Source organism: Salinivibrio sp. PR919 (assembly GCF_001995355.1).
In the GTDB taxonomy this organism is placed as follows: Bacteria; Pseudomonadota; Gammaproteobacteria; order Enterobacterales; family Vibrionaceae; genus Salinivibrio; species Salinivibrio proteolyticus.
In genome coordinates this window covers 63,609-84,982 of record NZ_MUFL01000002.1, presented here as the reverse complement: position 1 = coordinate 84,982, position 21,374 = coordinate 63,609, and the positions used below count along the sequence as shown (strand labels likewise).

Here is a 21,374-nt window from a genome sequence, read left to right as displayed (position 1 = left end):
GGCCTCGCCTGTCTCAGCGAATTGCGTCAGCCAGGCAACCATGATTATCTGGACAGTATCACCAAGCAACTGGCCGATGGTTTTAAAGCCCTTGCGGACAAACACGGTATTGCACTGACTACCAACCAAGCCGGTGCAATGTTCGGTTTCTTCTTCACCGATAACGACACGGTCACATGTTTTAAAGACGTGCAGCAATGTGATACAGAACGCTTTAAGCGCTTTTTCCACTTAATGCTAGAGCAAGGTGTCTATCTTGCACCGTCCGCTTATGAAGCCTGCTTTACGTGCTTAGCGCACGGGCAAAAAGAGATCGACGCTACCTTGTCGGCGGCCGATCATGCCTTTGCTACCCTAGCCGCTGAGGCATAAGCATGCGCAACCTTGGATGACATCTGTGGTTGAGTCGCAATCAAAAAGCCCCGCCTGATCTCGCGGGGCTTTTTTCACTTTCGCTGATGGTGTTAGTCCTCATCACCGCCAAAAACTAGAATATCGAGCGCCCAATTCTTGCTGATAAGAGCTCAAGGGCAGCCGTTCCTGCCAACGAGTTGCCAGAAGGGTCAAGCTCAGGCGACCATACTGCAATCGACATTTCACCGGGAACGACCGCAATAATGCCGCCGCCCACGCCAGATTTGCCCGGCATCCCAACACGGTAGGCGAATTCACCCGCACCATCATACAAGCCACACGTAGCCAGTAGCGCATTCAATTGTTTGCTCTGGGTTTTGGTGAGGATCGCGCGCGCCCGCCCCAACGGCTTACCCTGATTGGCAAGATAGAAAAACGCTTTCGCCAAGTCCACACAACTCATTTTCAGCGCACAATAGTGAAAATAGTTGGTCAGTACCGGCACAACCTCGTTTTCAAAATTGCCAAATGCTCGCATCAAATAGGCGATTGCGGCATTGCGATCACTGTGCTGCATTTCCGAGTCCGCGACCACTTTGTCGTAGCAAATATGAGGGTTTGCAGCGAGTGCGCGAACAAACTCTAACATCCGCTGGCGCGGTGCCGATTGGCGTGTATGCAGCATGTCACTGACCACCAGTGCCCCTGCATTGATAAATGGATTACGCGGGATACCTTGTTCCATCTCAAGCTGAATAAGCGAATTAAAGGCTTGCCCAGATGGCTCTTTACCAACACGCGACCAAATCTCATCCGCTTTGTAATTTTGCATCGCAAGGGTCAGGCTCAACACCTTGGAGATCGATTGAATCGAAAAGGCTTCATCCGCATCTCCGGCGCGAATAATCTCACCGTCGTTGTAACACACCGCCATGCCTAGCTTGTGATTCGGCACATCAGCCAGTGCTGGAATATAATCGGCAACTTTGCCTTTGCCGATCAGCGGACGCACATCATCCAGGATGTCAGATAATAATTGAGAACTGGGTTTCACTTGCTTGCTCCCTTTACAGCTTGGGACAAAAAAGCCAACCCAAGGTTGGCTTTCAGTGCGCATCGAACAGTGGCGCCAACAAGGCGTCAATCAATCACGCCGTGCGTGTGTATTTAATATCCCACACACCATGACCGAGTCGATGACCTCGTTGCTCAAATTTGGTGAGCGGACGATCGTCAGGGCGCGGAACATAATACCCCTCTTCGGCGATATTTTGATAGTGTGGCGCAGCTTCCATCACTTCAATCATATGCTCGGCATAGTTTTCCCAGTCCGTTGCCATATGGAACACACCACCGACTTTAAGCTTATCGCGTACCATTTCAGCAAACGGGAGCTGAACAATACGGCGCTTATGGTGACGCTTTTTGTGCCACGGGTCCGGGAAGAAGAGTTGCACCGTATCCAAGCTTTCTTTCGGCAGCATTTGTTCAAACACTTCCACCGCATCATGGCACATCACACGAAGGTTAGTCACACCGGCCTCACGCGCCGCCATCAAGCATGCACCCACACCCGGGGTGTGTACTTCAATGCCAATAAAGTTTTTCTCTGGCGCGTTTTTCGCCATTTCAACCAAGGACGCCCCCATACCAAAGCCAATCTCTAACACCACAGGATTGTCATTGCCAAACACCTGCTGCCAATCCAATTCAGTGGCATCAAAATCAATACCCATGGTTGGCCAGCATTCATTCAGCGCTTGTTCTTGGCCTTTAGTTAACCGGCCTTCGCGACGCACAAAGCTGCGAATTTTGCGAATGACTTTTCCATCCTCGGTGAGTTCGGTTTTAGTGACTTCAGTCATGATTGTATGCCTGTGATGCAGTGATTGGGACTCAATGGTTCGCGCAAGACCCAAGATTGTTGGAAATCTAAACGGACTGCGCATTATGCAAAGTTTTCACGCCAGCGCAAGTTGGGATCAAGTGATCCTATTGGTGATCCCTGTCGTTAGTGTACCCTGTGCCCTGCATCCGTGCACGTGTGAGCAAAACAATAAGAGAGATCGCAGTGAGTCAATCCTTTTCAGACGCCATCTTGGCATGGTACGAGCAATATGGGCGTAAAACCTTGCCGTGGCAGCAAAACAAGACGCCTTATAAAGTCTGGCTAAGTGAAATCATGCTTCAGCAGACACAAGTCAGTACGGTTATTCCTTATTTTGAGCGCTTTATGGCGCGCTTCCCGACCGTGACGGACTTGGCGAACGCAGATCAAGACGAAGTTCTCCATTTGTGGACAGGGCTTGGCTACTACGCGCGAGCACGCAACTTACACAAGGCCGCAAAGGTAATTGCCGAGCAATACGACGGCGTTTTTCCTACCACCTTAGAGGCCGTGATGGCCTTACCCGGAGTGGGGCGTTCCACCGCAGGTGCGGTACTTTCCCTATCGCTTAAACAGCCACATCCCATACTCGACGGCAATGTAAAACGCACACTCGCGCGTTGCTTTGCCATCGAAGGATGGCCGGGTAAAAAACCGGTTGAAAACAAGCTTTGGGCGTTGGCTGAAACACTGACACCCACAACAGACACGGATAAGTACAATCAAGCCATGATGGATATGGGCGCCATGATCTGTACCCGCAGCAAGCCGAAATGCGAACTTTGCCCCGTCGCAGAGCGGTGTGAAGCGCGTGCGCAAGGACGCCAACTCGATTTTCCCGGAAAAAAACCGAAAAAAACGCTACCCGTAAAACAAACCAGTTTTTTACTGATTCAGTATCAAGACGAAATCTGGCTAGAGCAGCGCCCACCCAGTGGCCTTTGGGGGGGACTATGGTGTTTACCCCAAGCTGACGAGCAACACGCCGAGCAAGCAATTCAAGAGAAGTTACAAGGCCTAGAGCCGCTACGCACCGAAGTGTTAACCGCGTTTCGCCATACCTTTAGCCACTTTCACTTAGATATTGTGCCGATCAGTGTCACGGTGTCGCAACGCCCTCAAATCATCATGGAAGCCAATCAAGGGCTTTGGTATAACTTGTCACAACCCGCAAAAGTTGGATTGGCGGCCCCAGTGAAAAAGCTGTTAACCTTGCTTAATCACGAACGCCAACGCCCCCAAACAGGCGATAATGAGGAACCTAGATTATGAGCCGTACCGTATTTTGCCAACGCCTCCAGAAAGAAGCTGATGGCCTTGATTTTCAACTCTATCCCGGTGAGCTGGGCAAGCGTATTTACGATAACATCTCAAAAGAAGCGTGGGCTGAGTGGCAGAAAAAGCAAACCATGCTCATCAATGAGAAAAAACTCAACATGATGGATCCCGAGCACCGTAAATTGATCGAGGCTGAGATGGTGAAATTCCTTTTCGAAGGCCAAGACGTGCAGATCGATGGTTACGTGCCACCGGAAGACAGCCAATAATACGCACTGCCCCACAAGCAGATTGCGTTATCACTGCAAATCACCCGCATTGTGTTAGGCTAAATGCGGGTGTTTTTTTATGCTAACGCGATGAAAGATGACGCGATTACTCTGTTTACTGATTTGCTGTCTAAGTTTACTGATCACAGGTTGTAGCCGCGAAAGCGTCGAGCAGTACGTGGGCGTCAGCTATAAAACGACCAACCGATTTGCGAAAAATCTTGCCCCTCTCCCCGGTCAATTTGAAAAAGACATTGACGCGCTCAACCAATTAATCGGTCAGTTTACTGGCAACATTGAAGTGCGCTGGGGTGAGAATCAAGTCTTTGTGTCGGGCAAACGCGACTACGTAAAATACACAGATAACTATAAAAGTCGGGCTCGGATTGATTTTGAACGCGGTGTTATTCAAGTTGAAACCGTCGCCACAGATAATCCAAAATCGCATTTAAAACAGGCCATTATCACCACTCTGCTAACACCTCAAGACCCTGCCTCTGTCGATCTTTACTCGGCGGCTGAGGTGCCACTCGAAGGTCGCCCCTTTTTGGAAGGACAAGTGGTGGACCACGAAGGTAAAGCCATTAGCTGGCAGTGGCGCGCAAATCGCTTTGCCGAATACTTACTCGACCACCGTCTGAAGAAAAAACAAGTCCGTTTTCAGAATATGTATTACGTCACCATCCCCATGGTAAGTGACCACGTCGCGAAGCGAAGTTATCAGTATGCTGATATCGTCCGTCGTGCCGCCAAGCGCTATGATATTTCAGAACAGCTTATCTATGCGATTATCAAAACGGAAAGCAGCTTCAACCCCTATGCGGTAAGCTGGGCGAATGCTTACGGGCTAATGCAAGTTGTCCCCAAAACCGCAGGACGAGATGTGTTTAAATTGGTGAAAAAGCGTCGTGGCCAGCCCAGCCCGCAATACCTTTTTGATCCAGAGAAAAATATTGATACTGGCACTGCGTATTTCTACATCCTTAAAAACCGGTATCTTAAAGCCGTACGCGATCCACTCTCTTTGCACTACAGTATGATTTCCGCCTACAACGGTGGGACGGGAAATGTGCTACGAACCTTTGACCGCAATCGTGATCGTGCCATGCGAGACTTAAATAGCCTAAAACCTAATCAGGTGTTTTGGGCGCTCACCCATCGCCACCCTTCTTCGGAGTCTCGGCGCTACCTACAAAAGGTAACACGTTACCAAAAAGAGTTTGCGAACTTACCCCAATAATACCTCGTGAAACCCTGAAAATTGTGCACTTTTATGGCATTTCGCTGCCTTTTTATCCAAACGACACGATTAGCGCACTTTTTTCAAAAAAACAGTTGACGGTGAGGCGGAAAATCCGTTTAATAGCGCCCCGTTGGCCCGGATAGCTCAGTCGGTAGAGCAGGGGATTGAAAATCCCCGTGTCGGTGGTTCGATTCCGCCTCCGGGCACCATATAATGAAATAATGGTGTGACACACAGTATTTCGCGATTTGTGTGCCGGCTTAGCTCAGTTGGTAGAGCAACTGACTTGTAATCAGTAGGTCGCCAGTTCGACTCCGGCAGCCGGCACCATTGCCTCGATAGCTCAGTTGGTAGAGCAGGGGATTGAAAATCCCCGTGTCGGTGGTTCGATTCCGCCTCGAGGCACCATTATTCCCCCATAGTTCAGTTGGTAGAACGGCGGACTGTTAATCCGTATGTCACTGGTTCGAGYCCAGTTGGGGGAGCCACTTTTAAAGAAAACGCTAGCCGAAAGGTTGGCGTTTTTTTTTGTTTGGCTAGTGCCAAATATGTCACTGGGCTAGGCGCCCCACTCCAGCATCAGCTCTATTCGTTACGCTTGTCCATTATTAAGCTTAAAAACCGCTTCAACGGCTCGGCCTTGATCACTGTAGCTAAACTGCTCGCATATCGATTTAATCAGCGTAATCCCTCTTCCAGACAAGCTCTCCGCATCATGGTTGGTGTCTCGGATTTGACGCTCATAATCAAAGCCTTTCCCTGAGTGTGCCATCTTTAAAATAAAGCGCTGCACCTTGGGCTGAAAGTCTAACTCCAACTCAATGTAATGATCACCACTTAATGTATCGAGTTTTTCTTGCCGCGATTGGTAGTAGTTAAAAAAGCCATCTACATCGTTTTTCGATACGGACTCTAAACCCAAAATGCCATAATCGAGGGCATTATTGAGAAGCTCTGATATCACGGTGCAAATTAAATCAAGATCAGTACTTTCCCCTACAACCCCTTTCACTCGGCTTCGCAAGTCAGCAATTAAATCTGCTTTCTTTAGCAACTCGGTATCAAAGCGAATCTGAGTACGCGATGGCACCATCGAGTAAGGTTGTAGCGATACCTCGTGATCTTCTCTTATTGGGCAAACAATGGGAAAAGAAAGCTCTAACATGGAAATATCATCTGTCACCCCAGCATCACCGGCGAAGGCCGAAAGTGTGCGCTTCACTTGCTCAATTAAGCTCCCCTGACAACCACTGATTGCCCGAACAAGCCCGATTTCAGAAAGCTGCTTATCAGACTGATTTCTCGCTTCAATCACACCATCTGTGGCTAAAAATAAACGCTGCCCTTCCCTGAACTGTAACCGCGTAATAGTCGCATCAAAGCTTGCCCTATCTTGCGCCCCTAACGCCATGTGTCGTCCGTGATGGGTTTCTAATACTTGCCCATATTGATCAAGGCTGTACGCATCCGGCATTCCACCACTCCACATAYTCACGGTTAGTCCATCCGGCATCACCTCCAAAACCGAACCAGCGAGCATAGTGCCAACCGGCATAAAATTTCGTAGGTGCGCATTTATTTCACTGGCAATATCGCCCACCGGTAATCCTCGTTGAGCAGTTGTGATAAATGTTTTCACTGCTGGAATAGTGCTTATTGCAGCCGGAAGTCCATGCCCTGTAGCATCAGCAATCAGGATATATACTCCCCCCAAAGGCCTGGGTAATATCATGGTGACATCACCATTAAACAGACTGTACGAGCCTGAGTAACTATTAATCCCTAATACACCCGACAAACTGAATGACATCAAACGCTCAAATATTTGACTTGCCATCGCGTGCTCATAGACGGTGGCCTCTTGAAATTGTTTCAGCTGGTCGCGTTGGAAGGTGACTTCGCGGAACAGACAAGTGTGTCGAAAGTGAGTACGAACTTTAACAATCAGAGTCGCAACATCCACCGGCTTACTCAAAAAATCATCACCGTATTGCATACAACTTGCGTAAATGTCTTGGTCATCCACACCAGTTAAAAAAATAATCGGGAGCAACTTTTGCGGGAAACGCTTCCGTATTTCCTGCGCCATGTTAAAGCCATCGAGCTTGGGCATATTGACATCGGAGATGATCAAGTCCGGAAACATTTCAAACGAGATCGACTCCAACAATTGAAGCGCCTCGCTGCCATTCATCGCCATGCTAATATTATCAGCTTCATTTTTTAAAGCAGCGGCAATGTAGTGCACCAACGCCGGCTCATCATCCACAACCAACACATTCATAGGAGGCTCACTCTATTTTGAATTTTTTCTCAAACTTAGCGATGAATAACACTCGCTTAATCGCATCCGGACAGTTGATTAGCCGAATCGAACCATCACGTTTATTTAGATAATCTTGCATGTTCAATAGAATGCCGAGCCCCGCACTATCCATATAGGTCGATTCTCGGAGATCAACAATGACTTCTTGGCTTGTAAGATCCGCGTATGCCTCTCGAATCTCTTGCACTAAGGTAAAGTTGAACTCGCCTTTTACGTGCAAGATCACCTGTTTTCCGTCCCTTTGATCTTCGCGTCGAATTCTCATTGGCACCTCTAAAATAATTCTATTTCACCCTCATCGAGGGATTGCTGTTTAGCAGGTGCACGTTTGGCAGAGCCTGCTTTTTCTTCAATTTCATTGACCTTTTCATTTAACGCATGCCAGTCAATATCCTTTTCCGACATGGTTTCAATAATTAATGCGTTTAACTCTTCCAATATATGCAGGTTGTCGAGTATGTGCCCGCCTTGTTGCGTAATGATGTCGGCAAATTGAAGGTTCTTAATGCACGAGCCGATTTCTTGCTGAACCTGCTCCCCCAGCATGGATACCCGCTCTATTTCTTGGCCAACTTTGTCGTTGACCGACTTCACCCCTTCCAGTAATGAGTCAATGTATTCTTTCGAACGAATCGACTCGGTCATATCCAACGAGGCGATTTCACCCACGGTATGTTTGGTTTTATCGACACTTTCTTGGGCGAGATCGATATGTTTGTGGATTTCAGTATTAAGATCTGTCGCCTTAATCGCGAGCGAGCGCACCTCTTGGGCGACGACCGCAAAACTGCGGCCGTTTTCGCCGGCGCGCGCCGCTTCTATCGCCGCGTTCAATGCCAGTAAATTAGTTTGATCGGACATCGCTTGTACATCATCCAACAGCTCAAACACCTCATTGAGTTTGCTCGACATTTCTTCAATGGTATAAATTGATGACACACTCTTATCACTGACCTTAACCATAATGTCGATATATGCATCGATCGCACGCTCGGTTTCGGGTAGTACTTTGGTCAGGCTGTACTCGCTTTCTTCATTGTGCAGCAATTCATTGGCCATACTGGTTGCGGTCGCAACTTGATCCTGACAAGCACTTTGCATACTAAAGAAGCTCCCATTGAGGCTTTCAACTGACGCATCAATCACCTCACGTTGACGTGCTAGCTGCTCTCGAATTGGCACCAACTCAATCGATAGAATATGGTGGATACGGCGGAGAAGTTGTTCGGGAGCATCCTTTTCCACCATGTCCTTGGCCTCTTGTCTATCTGCCTTAGAATGATTTTTCGATAGCTGAAATATTTGTCCGCCCATCAATGTAAGCACTAACACGGAAAACACACCGGCTTGCCATGTCATCGACCATAACGCAAAGCCAATCGTGAGAAGTAACGTTAATAACGGTGGCCATATTAGGGGCTTAGAATCACTTGCCATAGACTGTCTCCACTAAGAAATTTGCCACATCAGAGAGCGGAAGAATGTGTGATGCGCCTCCGAGTTCAATCGCGACACGTGGCATCCCCCATACCACAGAACTGGCTTGATCTTGCGCCGCGGTTAATGCACCGGCTTGATGCATTTTTAGAAGACCGGACGCTCCATCTCTCCCCATCCCGGTTAAAATGACCCCTACCGATTTTGCACCGACGGCTTCTGCAACAGAGGAAAACATCACATCAACAGACGGCCGGTGACGCTCAACCGGCGCTTCATCCGTCGGTTGGCAATATAAATGCCCTTGTCGATTCACCACCGTAAGGTGGCGATCGCCCGGCGCCACATAAACATGCCCTTGTATAAGCGGCATACGGTCAGCCGTCACTTCTTCGACGGACAAACGACAAGCTCGGTCCAACCGCTGAGCGAAAGGGCCGCAAAAAGCCGATTTGATATGTTGAGTGACCACGATGGGCGGCATGTGCTCAGGCAGTCTTTCAAGCACGCCCCTTAGCGCCTCCGTACCGCCAGTGGAAGCACCTAGCGCAATAACTTCATACCCTTTGCGGTTATAGTGATGGCGATTGACTTGCACGGTGGCGGCCTGTTTGCCCCAATGGGGTTGACCAATATTGGCTTGGGCCGCCGCTTTCACTTTACTCACCAGCTCATCCCGCTCTTGGGTCATGGCGGTGGCAATATTGGCAGACGGTTTAGGCACATAATCGACGGCGCCAATCTCCAGCGCCGATAAAGTGACCTCGGCCCCATGCTGGGTCAAGGTCGACACCATCACTACGGGCATTGGCCGTAAGCGCATCAAATTTTTAAGAAATTGAATACCGTTCATCTTCGGCATTTCAATATCTAGCGTGATCACATCCGGGTTTAACTTCTTAATTTTCTCCCGTGCTTCATAAGGATCTTCCGCCGCCCCGATGACCTCAAGGGCAGGATCACTCTCCAGACACTCCCGAATCAATGTTCGATAGAGCGGTGAGTCATCAACGATCAGTACTTTATAGCGATACTTACTCATCAAAACAGCTCCACATCTTGATTATCAGCGCTGTCATCTCGAGATTCTTGGAGCAAGCGTTGATTGTATTGGGCCTCTTCTGCCACCAGCTCTTTTTGACTGAGAGACTGAATTTTCTTCACCCAAGCTTTTCCAGTTCTAGGATCAAACAACACGCGGCGAGGAAAAGACTGGCCAAGGTCTTCCGAGACTAAGGTCAGATCTTCATTGGCAACATAGCGACGAACAAACTCAATGTTTTTGCGCCCTATAGCAATGTTCTGCCCCATGATATTGCCCCCACCAAAAAGCTTGACGCGTAAACGGTTTTTTATCGCCCCTTGTTGCAACAAGGTATTGATGAGGATCTCCATGGCATAGTTACCGTACCGCGCCGCATGAGACATGTATTGCTCTGCACTCCATTCTTTCGCCGCTTGGTCATCTTTAAGTGGCAACATAAAGTGATTCATGCCGCCAATATTGGCGAGAGGATCCCAGATACATGCAGCAATACACGACCCTAACCCTGTCGCGATAAGCTCGTCGTCCGAGCTGACGTAAATCTCTCCCGGCTTCAATTTCACCATGTGCCTGTCATGCTCTGGACTAAAAAAACGCTTTACGGTTTTTTCTTGGGCATGATGGTGCAGTTCTAGTGCTTGGTGCATATCACTCCCGTTTGCGATACATGGTATGGCCGAGGTTGTCGAATTTATCCGCCATTTTTCCAATGCCTTCTGAGTGGCCGATAAATAAAATGCCGCCCGGCGCTAATTGGCGCCAAAAGCGCTCAATTAACCATTGCTGCGTCTCGCGCTCGAAATAAATCATTACGTTACGACAAAAAATTGCATCCATTGCATGCTTGTGAGGCCAGTCACCTTTTAGATTAAGTTGCTTAAAGCTAATAATGTCGCGTAGCGCTCGTTTGGCTTTAAATAAATCCTGCTTAATCCCTTTTCCTTTTAGAAATCCCGGTTTGAGATACTCCGGCGGGATGGTGTTAACAACTTCTAAGCTGTAGGTGCCGTTGCTCGCGGTGTTCAATACTTGGGTGTCGAGATCAGTGGCCAATAAATGAACATCCATTTGACCACCAATCATGCCATGACCCGCTAATACCGAGGCTATGGTGTAAGGCTCTTCACCAGTAGAGCATCCTGCCGACCAAATTCTCACCCGCTTTTGCTTACGTTGTTGCCACTGTGGGATCAACTGATGGGCAAGGAAATCAAAGTGATGGCGCTCGCGAAAAAACTGCGTTTTATTGGTGGTGAGCGCATTAATAAAAGCCACTCGCTCATCCGCACTTTTCTCCACCAACGCAAAATAGTCATCAAAATTTTCCACGCCCGTTCGGCGCAAACAGCGCGCCAAACGGCTATACACCATACTTTTCTTTTTGTCCGCCAACGAAATACCGGTCTCATTCAGCATAAATCTCTGCACAAACTTAAATTGCGTTTGGCTGAACGAGTATGCACTCGCAGATGACGAGCTCACCGGCGCACTCACGCTTAAAACTCCTCCCACTCATCACTGACTTCAGACGCCGCGCTTTTTCCCGAATTCACCGCTTTTAGCCGGGCTGCTGGCGCAGCTTCTCCATTACGATAAGGCGCTGGCTCTTTCTTCGCCGTCACTGAAGGACGGGAAGTAGTAGGCTTCGCACTAGATGGTGCAAGTTGCTTGTCGACCAATTTTTCTGCATCAATATCAACTTGGAAGAAACCTATTAGATTAATCAATTCAGCACTCTCATCGCGCATTGACTGGCTAGATGCTGCGGCCTCTTCCACCAAAGCTGCGTTTTGCTGCGTCATTTGGTCCATACGCGCCACAGAGCGGGTGATCTCGTCGATTCCGGTTGCTTGCTCTTGGCTCGCCGCGTTGATCTTGTCGATAAGCTGGGATACTTCCATCACAGAAGAGACAATTTCTTCCAACATCTCCCCAGATTCATCGACCAGTTTCGAGCCTTGAGTGACTTTCTCTACACTGTCTTTGATCAGCTCTTTGATTTCTTTAGCTGCACCAGCACTGCGCTGCGCCAAATTACGGACTTCGCCCGCGACAACGGCAAAACCTCGACCTTGCTCGCCCGCTCGCGCCGCCTCAACCGCCGCATTCAGCGCCAATAGGTTGGTTTGGAAGGCGATTTCATCAATCACGCCAATGATGTCAGCAATTTTCTTACTCGCATCATTGATTTCGGCCATCGCCTCAACGGTTTCCTTAACCACTTCACCGCCTTTGCGCGCTTTTTCGCTGGTTTTAGACGATAAGGTGTTTGCTGACGCCGCACTTTCTGCATTTTGCTTCACCGTAGCCGTCATCTGCTCCATACTGGCTGCGGTTTCCTGTAAGTTTGCCGCTTGCTCTTCAGTGCGTTCACTCAGATCATTGTTACCCTCGGCAATCTCAGCAGATGCCGATGCCACGCGAGCTGAAGAATGGGTGATCTTCTCCACCATATTGCGCAAGTTATTGATTGAAGAATTCACCGCTTGGCTTAGATCTTCAAAGTCTCCCTTGTAGTTGTCGGGCATATTGATCTTAAGGTCGCCTTTTGATACCCCGCGCATCACTCGGATACATTCATTCAACGGATCAATAAAGCTATCGAGCAATTGGTTAATTCCGTTACCCAACTTAGCCATCGCACCACGGTACTTCTTAGTATTCATTCGGTCGCTTAAATTGCCGTCTGCCGCTTTGGCAATCAGTCGCTCAATTTGACGCTGACCATCCATTTGCTCGGTAATGTCTTCCCATTGAAGCGCAGGGCCAATGTACTCGCCATCATCGTCATAAAGGGCGATACAGTTCAGGGCAAATTCGACCTCACCCACGGTAATTTCGGCTTTAAACGGCATGCGTTCCGGAGACGCAATAATAGAGAGTTGATGGGCTGGGTTTTTGTGGAACTGATCAATACTGGTTCCCACCAATTTATCGGCCGAAAATCCAGGATAAATTTGGCGCATCTCCTCTTCGCGACTGTTAAATAAGTCCGTCACTGCAGGGTTGAGATAACGAATAATGCCATCTTTGTCCGCTAGCATGACATTGGTGGTCATGCCCTCTACCACAGCGGCTAGCAGCGAACGCTCAGCTTCTTTCTTACGTCGCTCTGTCACATCTCGCCACTCAATGGTGGTGCCGATATGGCTACCATGTCGGTCATAACTCGCCGTCGCATGAAACTCAAAACGAGCAGATTTAAAGCGAATATCACGATTAATGGGTAAGTTATTCGGCGACAGGAAGGTGTCACGCTGAAGCTGCGGAAACAGGTAATCGATTTGCTTACCAATAATATCGTCACGATTCGCGACAAACGCATTGTTTTTACTGCGAAATGTCTGCTCATGCTGCTTACATAAGCGGACGGTTTGCTCATTCACATGCGTGATCTCACCATGCAGCCCCAAAATGACAAACGCACTGTGGGTATTATCCAATGCGCCTTTTAGCAAACTGTGCTCTTCGCTTTGGTGAGCGCGTGCTGTGATATCACTAAGCTCAACGCTAAAGCCTTGCCCATCCGCCACTTTACTGGCAGATACGCGCAGCTTCCCAGCGCCAATTTCAATGTTTTGCACCGAGGGCTTGTCATCTAATAACTGCTGCCATTGCTGATAATCGACCAAGTCAGACGGCAATACCGCACTCATTGGTTTGCCAAAAAGCATGTCGCTTTGAGCAGTAAATTCGGCATTGCCGCGCTCTCGAATCGCCGCTTGATAGCATTGCAACAACTGCAATGCCCGTCGGTTAATCAATGTGATTTGCAGTTGATTGTCGAGCATAATGAGTGCAGCAGGCGCGACATTGAGTGCCGCAAGAAGCTGCACATTCTGCTTTGATTGTTGGGTCTGGTGCTCTTGCTGTACTTCCCTTTTAAACCACGCCATATTCTAGTCCTCGTTCGCGATCTCGGGTTGTGCTGTTTGCTGTAACTGATCAAAATCGAATAACTGCTCTAAATTAATCAGAACCACATGCCTATCATTCACCGAGGCGATCCCTTCCATGTACCACTCTTCGCGTCGATGTAGCCCAGGCGGGGCTTTAATATGCTCTTTACTCAAGTTATGTACCTCGGCCACAGCATCGACCACGATGCCCAATGAGATACCTTGCTTGTCTCTGACGATGATAATCACGCTCATAGAGGTAAGCGTGGCAGGCGGCATACCAAAACACTGGCGAATGTCCATGATGGGGATGTATTCTCCTCGTAACTCCAGCACGCCTAACATGTGTGGCAACGAATTAGGAATGCGTCGCACTTGCGACCAACCGCGAACCTCTTTCACATCCAAAATGTGCACGCCGTACTCTTCGTCTTCCAATAAAAAACTCAAATACTCTCGTGATTGCTCCATATTTATTTCACCTATATCCAGTGCTCGATACGCAGCAGTTCATCAACATTGACCAATGACATCACCCGCTGATCGACATTGAGTAGGCCACTTACGTAGGCAATCACTTTAGAATCACCGATGGGGGGCATAATCTGCCCTTCGCCTTGATCCACCACATCAGATACCGCATCCACCACAACGCCCATGACCTTGTGGTTAGCGGCCTCACTGGCGCGCAAAATCAGCACGACCGTTTCACGATGGTAGTCCGCTTTTTTGGTGTTGAATCGCACACGTAGGTCCATGACAGGCACTATCATGCCGCGCAGGTTGATCACGCCAAGAATGAACGCCGGTGAGCGCGGCAACAGTGTCGGTGGCTCCCAAACTCGGATCTCTTCGACGGTTTGGATATCCACGCCATAAAGCTCCCCCGCTAAGTCGAAGCTCAGGTAATCGCTGCCTTGTAATCGATCGACGCGATCGTCAATGTCCACCACGTCTTCTGACTGCATCAAGTTCTGCATGGCCTCTCCTTATGCCGCGGCGATATGACCGCTCGCGTCACTGACGCGCGACAAGAATTGCGTAATAAGCCCTTGGATATCGAGGATGAGTGATACCGAGCCGTCACCCAAAATGGTGGCACCGGAAATACCTGCCACGCGGGTATAATTAGACTCTAAGCTTTTGATCACGACTTGCTGCTGACCCAGCAGCTCATCGAGCAACAACCCGACTTTCTTATCGCCCGCTTCAACCAAGCAAAGCAATTGCTTATCGAGATCCTCACCGCAGTGCCCTAAATCAAACTCTTCTTTTAAACGCAAAATGGGAATATTTTCTTCTCGCAAACGATAGAGCTGTACGCCAGACGCGGTTTTAATTTGTTGGCTATCAATTTGAATGGATTCGATAATCGAGATAAGTGGCACCACATAAACTTGGCCCGCCACCTTGACGAGTTGTCCGTCCAATATCGCCAGCGTTAATGGCAAACTGATTTTGAATGTGCTGCCTTTTTCGGGTGCTGAGTGCACATCGATATTCCCGCCTAACTGCTCGATATTACGGCGCACGACGTCCATCCCCACACCGCGCCCTGATACGTCTGATACCTGATCAGCGGTTGAAAAGCCCGGTGCAAAGACAAGATTGAACACTTGCGTGTCCGTCAATTCATCAATCGGTAAGTCATCTGAGATGAGGCCCTTATCCAGCGCTTTTTGCCAGATTTTTTCTTTGTTAAGTCCGGCACCATCATCGCTGACTTCAATCACAATAGAACCGCCTTGGTGATAGGCATTCAAGTGCACTAGCCCGACTTCAGGTTTGCCTTTTTCTTTTCGCTCTTCGGGGGATTCCAAGCCATGGTCGACCGCATTTCTCACCAAGTGCACCAGCGGATCGGAGATACGCTCTAAAACCGTTTTATCCAGCTCAGTGCTTTCCCCTTCAATCATGAGCTCTACACGCTTACCCAACTGTGATGACAGGTCGCGAATCAAACGAGGGAAACGGTTAAAGGCAAAACTGATCGGCAACATGCGAATATCGAGCACACTCTCTTGTAGCTCTTTGGTGTTTTGCATCAACTGCTCGAGGCCTGACTGGAGTTGCTCGAGTTTTTCTGGAGAAAAGTTACTACTGAGTTCAGCCAGCATAGATTGTGTGATCACTAATTCGCCGACCAAATTGATCAGGTTATCGACTTTGTCGATCTCAACACGAATGGAGGAAACGCTAGCATCACTTTTCGCAGCAGGTTTGGGCGCCGTTTTTTTGCTACTGGATTTGCTGGCTGTCTGAGCCTTGTCCGATGTTTGTTCCTCAGCAGGTTGCGCTGATACCACAGGCGCGTTGTCAGAAGCCGCTATGTTTTCAGAAGCCACTATGCTTTCAGAAGCCGAAGTAGTAGCCGAAGAAACGGATCCTGTCGATGCTTCCTCATTGCGCGTAATACTCAGCTCACACTCATCTTCGACCCAATCAAAAATCGCTTCGATATCTTCACGGGGAACATGCCCATCAACGCGCACTTGCCATTTTAAGAACAATTGCTCGGGATCGAGTTCGTTAAAATCAGGCAGTGCAGAAGGGTCACACTCAATATCCGCCCCGCCGGGCAGTGCTTCGAGCTCTCGAAGAATACGCACCGGATCATTACCGGAAAACAACATGTCTGGGTGAGGCTCAAAACCAACCAGCCACTCGCCCGCTACCGAGACAGCCGGGACATCAGCGACGTCAGGTGCTTGCGCTTCGGAGGGCGCTGCGGCCTCATTTCCCATGATGGCGTTTAACGCTTCGGTCACCGCATCACGTTCAGAGCTGTCATAGTCAGTGTCGTTTTCATACGACTCCAACATAGACATAATGCAGTCCCCGCCACGCAACAGCACATCAATAGTGTGACTATCTAACTGCCGCTTCCCTTCACGCGCTTCATCAAGCAGCGTTTCCATGTCATGGGTGAAATGACTGATATCATCGAGATTAAATGTCGCAGCCCCCCCTTTAATCGAGTGGGCAGCGCGGAATATGGTGTTAATTGATTCTAGGTCAGTGGTTTCAGGGTCGAGAGCCAATAGCTCTCGCTCCAGCACTTCCAGATTCTCGCGGCATTCTTCATAAAAAATACGCCGTAGCTGGTCCATGTCCATGGCCATAGAACCCTCCGTCGATGCGCCTTACAACACGCGCTGTAGTGTTTTCAGTAAGGTGTCTGGATTAAACGGCTTAACGATCCAGCCCGTCGCTCCGGCAGCTTTACCGGCCGACTTTTTCTCTGCTGATGTTTCGGTGGTCAGCATCAAGATGGGGGTGAATTTGTACTGCGGCACGCCCCGCACTTGTCGCACAAACTCCAACCCATCCATCACTGGCATATTGACGTCTGAAATAATGAGGTCGAATTTTTTGGTTTTCGCTTTACGCAATGCGTCTGCGCCATCGTTTGCCGTTTCAACTTGGTAACCGGCTTCTTTCAAGGTATGACTCACCATTTGCCGAATGGATACTGAATCATCTGCTGCAAGTATATTTGCCATCCTCTTACCCCATATCCATGTTTAACGATTGAGCTTTAGTAGCTCGACCATGCCTGCGGTTTGCGCCGCGCCATAAAGACTTTCAGACACGTTTTGCCATTGCAGTTGCTCTTGGGTCCGGACCAAGCAAAGTAATAACTGCAAGCCTGCCCCATCAATCCGATTGACGCTTCCCGCGTCTAGCGTGCACTGGTTTTCGTCGCCGATTTTGTTTGCGATTTCTTCTTTAATTGATTGAATCTGGGTGATATCCAATGACTCTCCAAGGGTAATATCCATCACAAGGCCGCTCTAACTATTTGTTTAAAAACATATGTTTTCTGTTTCGCTTTATAAGTGTAGCAACTATCGGCTAAATGACGGTTTTTTAGCCACACAAATACAAAGATAATGTTCATAAATATAGCCACCACAAGAAAGAAAGCTGGGCATGCAAGACAAAAAATACAGTCACTTAAACACTGGATGGGGCAACGAAAGAAAGGCGTATGAACAAACGCATTGCGTATGCTGGATTTGAAATTAGCGAGAATGCTCACACTTCGTACAAAACAGGGTGTAATCTGCAACGAATATTGTTTGTTAGGCGTTTGAGCTGAAATTTACTTTGACATTATGCAGTTAATACTATTAAATAGCGCTCCTTAGCCCGGATAGCTCAGTCGGTAGAGCAGGGGATTGAAAATCCCCGTGTCGGTGGTTCGATTCCGCCTCCGGGCACCATGTTTATGAGAATCCCTGCTCTCACAAGTGGGGATTTTTTATGCCGACACCGTGTCGGTGACCTTGCAGGCCGCACCTTACAGGCCGTAATGGATTCCGCCTCCGGGCACCATCTTTCGAAAAGATCCCTGCTCTCATGAGTGGGGATTTTTGTATCTATTTTTATCTCGCTATATCCACACTCACATTTATCGTCTGCCCATCTCACTTCATGTGGGTTTTCCTATCTAGCTAAGGAAAACGCCCGCCGAATCAATTAAAGTCGGCTATCTTTGTAATACATCAGTGGCAACATGATTGAGTGGGGATATCAGAGATATCAATAGTCTGTGTAGCACCCTACATTAAACCGCATACAGTACTGGTAGTATGGCGTAACACCACATTCATTCACGGACCGAACAGGCGCAAATCTCCTAGAGTGAGCATGGCAGCAGGTAGCATTAAGCTTTCGACCGAACGGCTACAAGCCGGTTTGTACATAAAACTCCCACTGAAGTGGCGTGATCACCCTTTTATGCTGAATCGTTTTCAAATTGAGAGCGATGCACAAGCCAAGGTGATTCGCTCGCTCCCGATTAGTTTCGTGTATTACTACCCAGATAAAAGCATTTCGACGCCTCTGCCTGCGCTTGCTGAGAAAACGGAAAATCCTGACGAGGTGGATCCCAACGCTATCCACCGTGAAAAAGAAGCCATGGAGCAAGAAAAGCAGAAGCGGATAGAAGAGCAACGCCGTTTTCGCGCCCGTATTCAGAAAGTACAGCAACACTACCAACGTTCCATGGCACAGCTTCGCGCTATCAACATGAAGGTGTCACAGCGCCCCCAAGCCGCCAATGAGGATGTGCGCATGCTGGTGGATAGCCTGATGGTTGTTGGCAGCGAAGCGAATGTCACCTTGCATTTAATGGACGATCCATCACTTGCGGAAGATATGTATGCGCACTCTTTGAATGTGGCTGTACTGGCCCTAATGCTCGCCAGAAGCCATGGTTACGACAATGATAAAATCCGCACGCTTTTAACCGGCGCCGTTCTTCACGATATTGGGACCAAAAAAGTTCCGTCGGCGATTATTCGTAAAAAAGAGCGCCTAACTGAACCGGAGATGAATTACTATCGCTTGCATGTTGCTTACGGCTCGGAGCTGATTACCGAGATGGATGAGTGTACGCCGAACGTGGAGAAGATCCTTACCCAGCACCATGAGTACGCCGATGGCAGTGGTTTTCCTGAGGGTCTTCAAGGGGATAAAATCGACGAGATGGCGCAAATCGTCAGCATGATGAACTTTTACGACCGGTTATGCCGCCCCCAATTTGGTGCGCCGGCACGCATGCCATTTGCCGCCCTATCTCATCTTTTTAAAGACAACAAAGACAAGTTCAACCCGCGATTACTGGCGCTGTTTGTCAAAATGATGGGCGTGTATCCACCTGGTACCGTGGTGAGGCTTTCAAGTGGTGAAACGGGAATGATCATRTCGGTCAATAGTAGTGCTCTACTGAAACCCAACGTCATGCTCTACGACCCAGAAATTCCAGCAGATCAAGCGACCATTATTGATATGCGAGAGAGCGATCTAGAGATAGACACCGCCGTGCCTATCTCTAAGTTACCGCAGGAAATTAAAGATTATTTGAAACCGAGAACACGGATTTCCTACTTTATGGATGGGGATGGCTAGTGACTGGCCGACTCGACTTTTTCTATCTTGTCCGCAGCACGCTGTAATTCAACCACCAGATTGTCAATCAAACGGGTTTGTCCCAAGTAAGCCGCCACTAAGATAACGGCTTGACGACTGTCTTCTGTGACTTGGCCAAGGGTTGACGCATCACGGATATAAAACTCATCCGGTTGCAGGCCAGCGGCACGGAGTTGATCGTGCGCATCTTCAATCAGATCGTCCAAATCACGACGGCCATTACGCATTTGTGCACTCATCCAACGCATCGTTTTCGCGAGCACAGGCGCACGCTGACGCTCATCGACAGTCAGGTTGTTATTGCGAGAACTCATCGCCAGACCATCACTCTCACGCACGGTCGGCACACCGACAATCTCAATCGGCATCGCCATATCTGTGACCATTTTTCGGATCACAGCAAGTTGCTGGAAGTCTTTCTCGCCAAAGCACGCCACACTGGGCTGTACTAAGTTAAAGAGCTTAGTGACGACGGTCGCCACCCCACGAAAATGTCCGGGGCGCGATGCGCCTTCTAACATAGTAGAGAGCCCAGGGACGTCCACCGTGGTGTGCGTATCAAGCCCTTGCGGATAAAGCACCTCAGCACTCGGGGTGAAGACAAGATCGACGCCCTCTTCGCGTAATTGGGCTAAATCGTCTTCCAAGGTGCGTGGATAATTAGCCAGATCGTCTGCTCGGTCAAACTGCATCGGGTTCACAAAGATGCTTACCGCTACCACTTCACCAAGCTCACGCGCCTTACGCACCAGCGTTAAATGCCCTTGGTGTAAGTTACCCATTGTGGGTACAAACGCAATGCGTTTATCGGCTTTTCGCCACTGGCTAATCTGATCGCGCAGCGGCGCAACCTCAGAAATCACCTGCATACTCGGCCTCTCTATTTAAACGTATGTGCGGGACCCGGAAACTCGCCGCTTGCTACTTCTTTGACGTACTTAGCCACCGCTTCACGCGCGTCGCCAGTTTCCGCCAAATAGTTTTTTGAGAATTTAGGCATGTAATTGGCAGAGACACCGAGCATATCATGCATGACCAAAATTTGACCATCGGTGTCACCGCCCGCGCCAATCCCGATCACGGGGACTGACACGGTGTCAGTAATACGCTTGGCCAGTGAGGCGGGAACGCATTCCAGCAAGATGATCTGCGCGCCGGCTTTTTCTAGCGCGACCGCATCAGCGACCATTTGCTCGGCTTTATCTTCATCACGGCCTTGTACTTTAAAGCCACCAAAAATATTGACCGATTGCGGGGTGAGACCCAAGTGCGCACAAACCGGTACGGCGCGCTCGGTCAGCATTTTCACCGCATCCACCAGCCATGATCCGCCTTCAATTTTTACCATATTGGCGCCAGCTTTGATCAGCTCAGCAGCATTGGCGCAAGCTTGCTCCGGTGTGGCACAGCTCATAAATGGCATATCTGCCATCAGCAAGCTATTTGGGCTACCCGCACGTACGCAACGGGTGTGATAAGCCAGTTCTTCAACCGACACCGATAAGGTATCGCTCTTTCCTTGTAGAACCATTCCAAGCGAATCGCCTACAAGTAAAACAGGCACTTCCTGTTGCTCGAACAATTGGGCAAAACTCGCATCATAAGCCGTCAGTGATGCAAACTTTTGGCCCTGCTGCTTCCATGTCATCAGATCAGTGATTGTGATTTTTTTCATTATGTCTCCCAAAGCCTGAAACT

20 protein-coding genes, 5 tRNA genes and 1 pseudogene are annotated in these 21,374 nt (G+C 49.0%); 10 read left to right on the top strand and 16 right to left on the bottom strand.

The features are described from left to right. A pseudogene (locus tag BZG83_RS00815) lies at positions 1-372 on the top strand (aspartate aminotransferase family protein); the annotation flags it as partial. Positions 373-487: 115 nt separating this feature from the next. Here BZG83_RS00815 and glsB read toward each other — a convergent pair. Both glsB and trmB read right to left on the bottom strand, forming a co-directional pair. Beyond that, a complete protein-coding gene (gene glsB / locus BZG83_RS00810) occupies positions 488-1,408 on the bottom strand; it encodes a glutaminase B (RefSeq protein WP_077478997.1) in 921 nt (306 codons plus the stop codon). A gap of 94 nt (positions 1,409-1,502) precedes the next feature. Beyond that, a complete protein-coding gene (trmB, locus tag BZG83_RS00805) occupies positions 1,503-2,219 on the bottom strand; it encodes a tRNA (guanosine(46)-N7)-methyltransferase TrmB (protein ID WP_077478993.1) in 717 nt (238 codons plus the stop codon). A gap of 206 nt (positions 2,220-2,425) precedes the next feature. Between trmB and mutY the strand changes: the two genes are divergently transcribed. From mutY to BZG83_RS00770, 7 genes are all read left to right on the top strand, one after another. Next, entirely contained in the window at positions 2,426-3,514 is a 1,089-nt protein-coding gene (gene mutY / locus BZG83_RS00800; RefSeq protein WP_077478992.1) for an A/G-specific adenine glycosylase, read from the top strand. Continuing rightward, positions 3,511-3,789 carry an oxidative damage protection protein gene (locus BZG83_RS00795; RefSeq protein WP_077478991.1) on the top strand — a complete coding sequence of 93 codons (279 nt, stop codon included), beginning with the start codon at positions 3,511-3,513 and terminating at the stop codon, positions 3,787-3,789. The genes mutY and BZG83_RS00795 overlap by 4 nt, the downstream gene beginning before the upstream one ends. 97 nt (positions 3,790-3,886) lie before the next feature. Then, positions 3,887-5,029 (top strand): membrane-bound lytic murein transglycosylase MltC, encoded by a 1,143-nt coding sequence (mltC, locus tag BZG83_RS00790; RefSeq protein WP_077478990.1) that lies wholly within the window; start codon positions 3,887-3,889, stop codon positions 5,027-5,029. 136 nt (positions 5,030-5,165) lie between these two features. Next, a tRNA-Phe gene (locus tag BZG83_RS00785) sits at positions 5,166-5,241 on the top strand. Positions 5,242-5,286: 45 nt separating this feature from the next. After that, positions 5,287-5,362 (top strand) — tRNA-Thr (locus BZG83_RS00780). Positions 5,363-5,364: 2 nt separating this feature from the next. After that, positions 5,365-5,440: transfer RNA gene (locus BZG83_RS00775), tRNA-Phe, on the top strand. Positions 5,441-5,444: 4 nt separating this feature from the next. Continuing rightward, a tRNA-Asn gene (locus tag BZG83_RS00770) sits at positions 5,445-5,520 on the top strand. Positions 5,521-5,624: 104 nt separating this feature from the next. Here the strand turns inward: BZG83_RS00770 and BZG83_RS00765 are convergent. The 12 genes from BZG83_RS00765 to BZG83_RS00710 all read right to left on the bottom strand — a co-directional run bounded on the left by BZG83_RS00765 (position 5,625) and on the right by BZG83_RS00710 (position 17,521). Further along, positions 5,625-7,316 carry an ATP-binding SpoIIE family protein phosphatase gene (locus BZG83_RS00765; protein ID WP_077478989.1) on the bottom strand — a complete coding sequence of 564 codons (1,692 nt, stop codon included), beginning with the start codon at positions 7,314-7,316 and terminating at the stop codon, positions 5,625-5,627. 7 nt (positions 7,317-7,323) lie between these two features. Then, positions 7,324-7,623, bottom strand: a complete 300-nt coding sequence (locus BZG83_RS00760) for an STAS domain-containing protein (protein ID WP_077478988.1) — start codon at positions 7,621-7,623, stop codon at positions 7,324-7,326. A gap of 8 nt (positions 7,624-7,631) precedes the next feature. Next, complete coding sequence (locus BZG83_RS17140; RefSeq protein ID WP_420876433.1) at positions 7,632-8,321, bottom strand: methyl-accepting chemotaxis protein; 690 nt, start codon at positions 8,319-8,321, stop codon at positions 7,632-7,634. A gap of 463 nt (positions 8,322-8,784) precedes the next feature. Further along, entirely contained in the window at positions 8,785-9,837 is a 1,053-nt protein-coding gene (locus tag BZG83_RS00750) for a protein-glutamate methylesterase/protein-glutamine glutaminase (protein WP_077478986.1), read from the bottom strand. After that, positions 9,837-10,487 (bottom strand): chemotaxis protein CheD, encoded by a 651-nt coding sequence (locus tag BZG83_RS00745; RefSeq protein ID WP_077455315.1) that lies wholly within the window; start codon positions 10,485-10,487, stop codon positions 9,837-9,839. The genes BZG83_RS00750 and BZG83_RS00745 overlap by 1 nt, the downstream gene beginning before the upstream one ends. A gap of 1 nt (position 10,488) precedes the next feature. Then, positions 10,489-11,322 carry a CheR family methyltransferase gene (locus BZG83_RS00740; RefSeq protein ID WP_269635020.1) on the bottom strand — a complete coding sequence of 278 codons (834 nt, stop codon included), beginning with the start codon at positions 11,320-11,322 and terminating at the stop codon, positions 10,489-10,491. 14 nt (positions 11,323-11,336) lie between these two features. After that, complete coding sequence (locus tag BZG83_RS17075; RefSeq protein WP_077478985.1) at positions 11,337-13,736, bottom strand: methyl-accepting chemotaxis protein; 2,400 nt, start codon at positions 13,734-13,736, stop codon at positions 11,337-11,339. A gap of 3 nt (positions 13,737-13,739) precedes the next feature. Then, positions 13,740-14,210 (bottom strand): chemotaxis protein CheW, encoded by a 471-nt coding sequence (locus BZG83_RS00730; protein ID WP_077478984.1) that lies wholly within the window; start codon positions 14,208-14,210, stop codon positions 13,740-13,742. An 11-nt stretch (positions 14,211-14,221) separates the two neighbouring features. After that, entirely contained in the window at positions 14,222-14,719 is a 498-nt protein-coding gene (locus BZG83_RS00725; protein WP_077478983.1) for a chemotaxis protein CheW, read from the bottom strand. 9 nt (positions 14,720-14,728) lie between these two features. Further along, complete coding sequence (locus BZG83_RS00720) at positions 14,729-16,861, bottom strand: chemotaxis protein CheA (protein ID WP_077478982.1); 2,133 nt, start codon at positions 16,859-16,861, stop codon at positions 14,729-14,731. A 21-nt stretch (positions 16,862-16,882) separates the two neighbouring features. Further along, on the bottom strand, positions 16,883-17,242 hold the full coding sequence (locus BZG83_RS00715) for a response regulator (protein WP_069588426.1): 360 nt from the start codon (positions 17,240-17,242) through the stop codon (positions 16,883-16,885). Positions 17,243-17,263: 21 nt separating this feature from the next. After that, the gene (locus BZG83_RS00710; RefSeq protein WP_077478981.1) at positions 17,264-17,521 is read right to left on the bottom strand and encodes an STAS domain-containing protein; all 258 of its coding nucleotides are present in this window, start codon (positions 17,519-17,521) and stop codon (positions 17,264-17,266) included. Between the two features lie 368 nt (positions 17,522-17,889). Between BZG83_RS00710 and BZG83_RS00705 the strand changes: the two genes are divergently transcribed. Together BZG83_RS00705 and BZG83_RS00700 are read left to right on the top strand one after the other, a co-directional pair. Further along, positions 17,890-17,965, top strand: a tRNA-Phe gene (locus tag BZG83_RS00705). Positions 17,966-18,392: 427 nt separating this feature from the next. Continuing rightward, complete coding sequence (locus BZG83_RS00700; RefSeq protein ID WP_077478980.1) at positions 18,393-19,655, top strand: HD-GYP domain-containing protein; 1,263 nt, start codon at positions 18,393-18,395, stop codon at positions 19,653-19,655. Here BZG83_RS00700 and panC read toward each other — a convergent pair. Both panC and panB read right to left on the bottom strand, forming a co-directional pair. Beyond that, positions 19,652-20,545, bottom strand: coding sequence for a pantoate--beta-alanine ligase (panC, locus tag BZG83_RS00695; protein WP_077478979.1), 894 nt, complete (start codon positions 20,543-20,545; stop codon positions 19,652-19,654). The genes BZG83_RS00700 and panC overlap by 4 nt on opposite strands. A gap of 11 nt (positions 20,546-20,556) precedes the next feature. Beyond that, on the bottom strand, positions 20,557-21,351 hold the full coding sequence (panB, locus tag BZG83_RS00690) for a 3-methyl-2-oxobutanoate hydroxymethyltransferase (protein WP_077478978.1): 795 nt from the start codon (positions 21,349-21,351) through the stop codon (positions 20,557-20,559). Positions 21,352-21,374: the final 23 nt, after the last annotated feature.

Coding starts and splice junctions, on each gene's coding strand:
- trmB (WP_077478993.1), bottom strand. CDS start 2,219: ATGACTGAAGTCACTAAAACCGAACTCACCGAGGATGGAAAAGTCATT.
- BZG83_RS00795 (WP_077478991.1), top strand. CDS start 3,511: ATGAGCCGTACCGTATTTTGCCAACGCCTCCAGAAAGAAGCTGATGGC.
- mltC (WP_077478990.1), top strand. CDS start 3,887: ATGACGCGATTACTCTGTTTACTGATTTGCTGTCTAAGTTTACTGATC.
- BZG83_RS00760 (WP_077478988.1), bottom strand. CDS start 7,623: ATGAGAATTCGACGCGAAGATCAAAGGGACGGAAAACAGGTGATCTTG.
- BZG83_RS17140 (WP_420876433.1), bottom strand. CDS start 8,321: ATGGTTAAGGTCAGTGATAAGAGTGTGTCATCAATTTATACCATTGAA.
- BZG83_RS00750 (WP_077478986.1), bottom strand. CDS start 9,837: ATGAGTAAGTATCGCTATAAAGTACTGATCGTTGATGACTCACCGCTC.
- BZG83_RS00745 (WP_077455315.1), bottom strand. CDS start 10,487: ATGCACCAAGCACTAGAACTGCACCATCATGCCCAAGAAAAAACCGTA.
- BZG83_RS17075 (WP_077478985.1), bottom strand. CDS start 13,736: ATGGCGTGGTTTAAAAGGGAAGTACAGCAAGAGCACCAGACCCAACAA.
- BZG83_RS00730 (WP_077478984.1), bottom strand. CDS start 14,210: ATGGAGCAATCACGAGAGTATTTGAGTTTTTTATTGGAAGACGAAGAG.
- BZG83_RS00725 (WP_077478983.1), bottom strand. CDS start 14,719: ATGCAGAACTTGATGCAGTCAGAAGACGTGGTGGACATTGACGATCGC.
- BZG83_RS00720 (WP_077478982.1), bottom strand. CDS start 16,861: ATGGCCATGGACATGGACCAGCTACGGCGTATTTTTTATGAAGAATGC.
- BZG83_RS00715 (WP_069588426.1), bottom strand. CDS start 17,242: ATGGCAAATATACTTGCAGCAGATGATTCAGTATCCATTCGGCAAATG.
- BZG83_RS00710 (WP_077478981.1), bottom strand. CDS start 17,521: ATGGATATTACCCTTGGAGAGTCATTGGATATCACCCAGATTCAATCA.
- panC (WP_077478979.1), bottom strand. CDS start 20,545: ATGCAGGTGATTTCTGAGGTTGCGCCGCTGCGCGATCAGATTAGCCAG.
- panB (WP_077478978.1), bottom strand. CDS start 21,351: ATGAAAAAAATCACAATCACTGATCTGATGACATGGAAGCAGCAGGGC.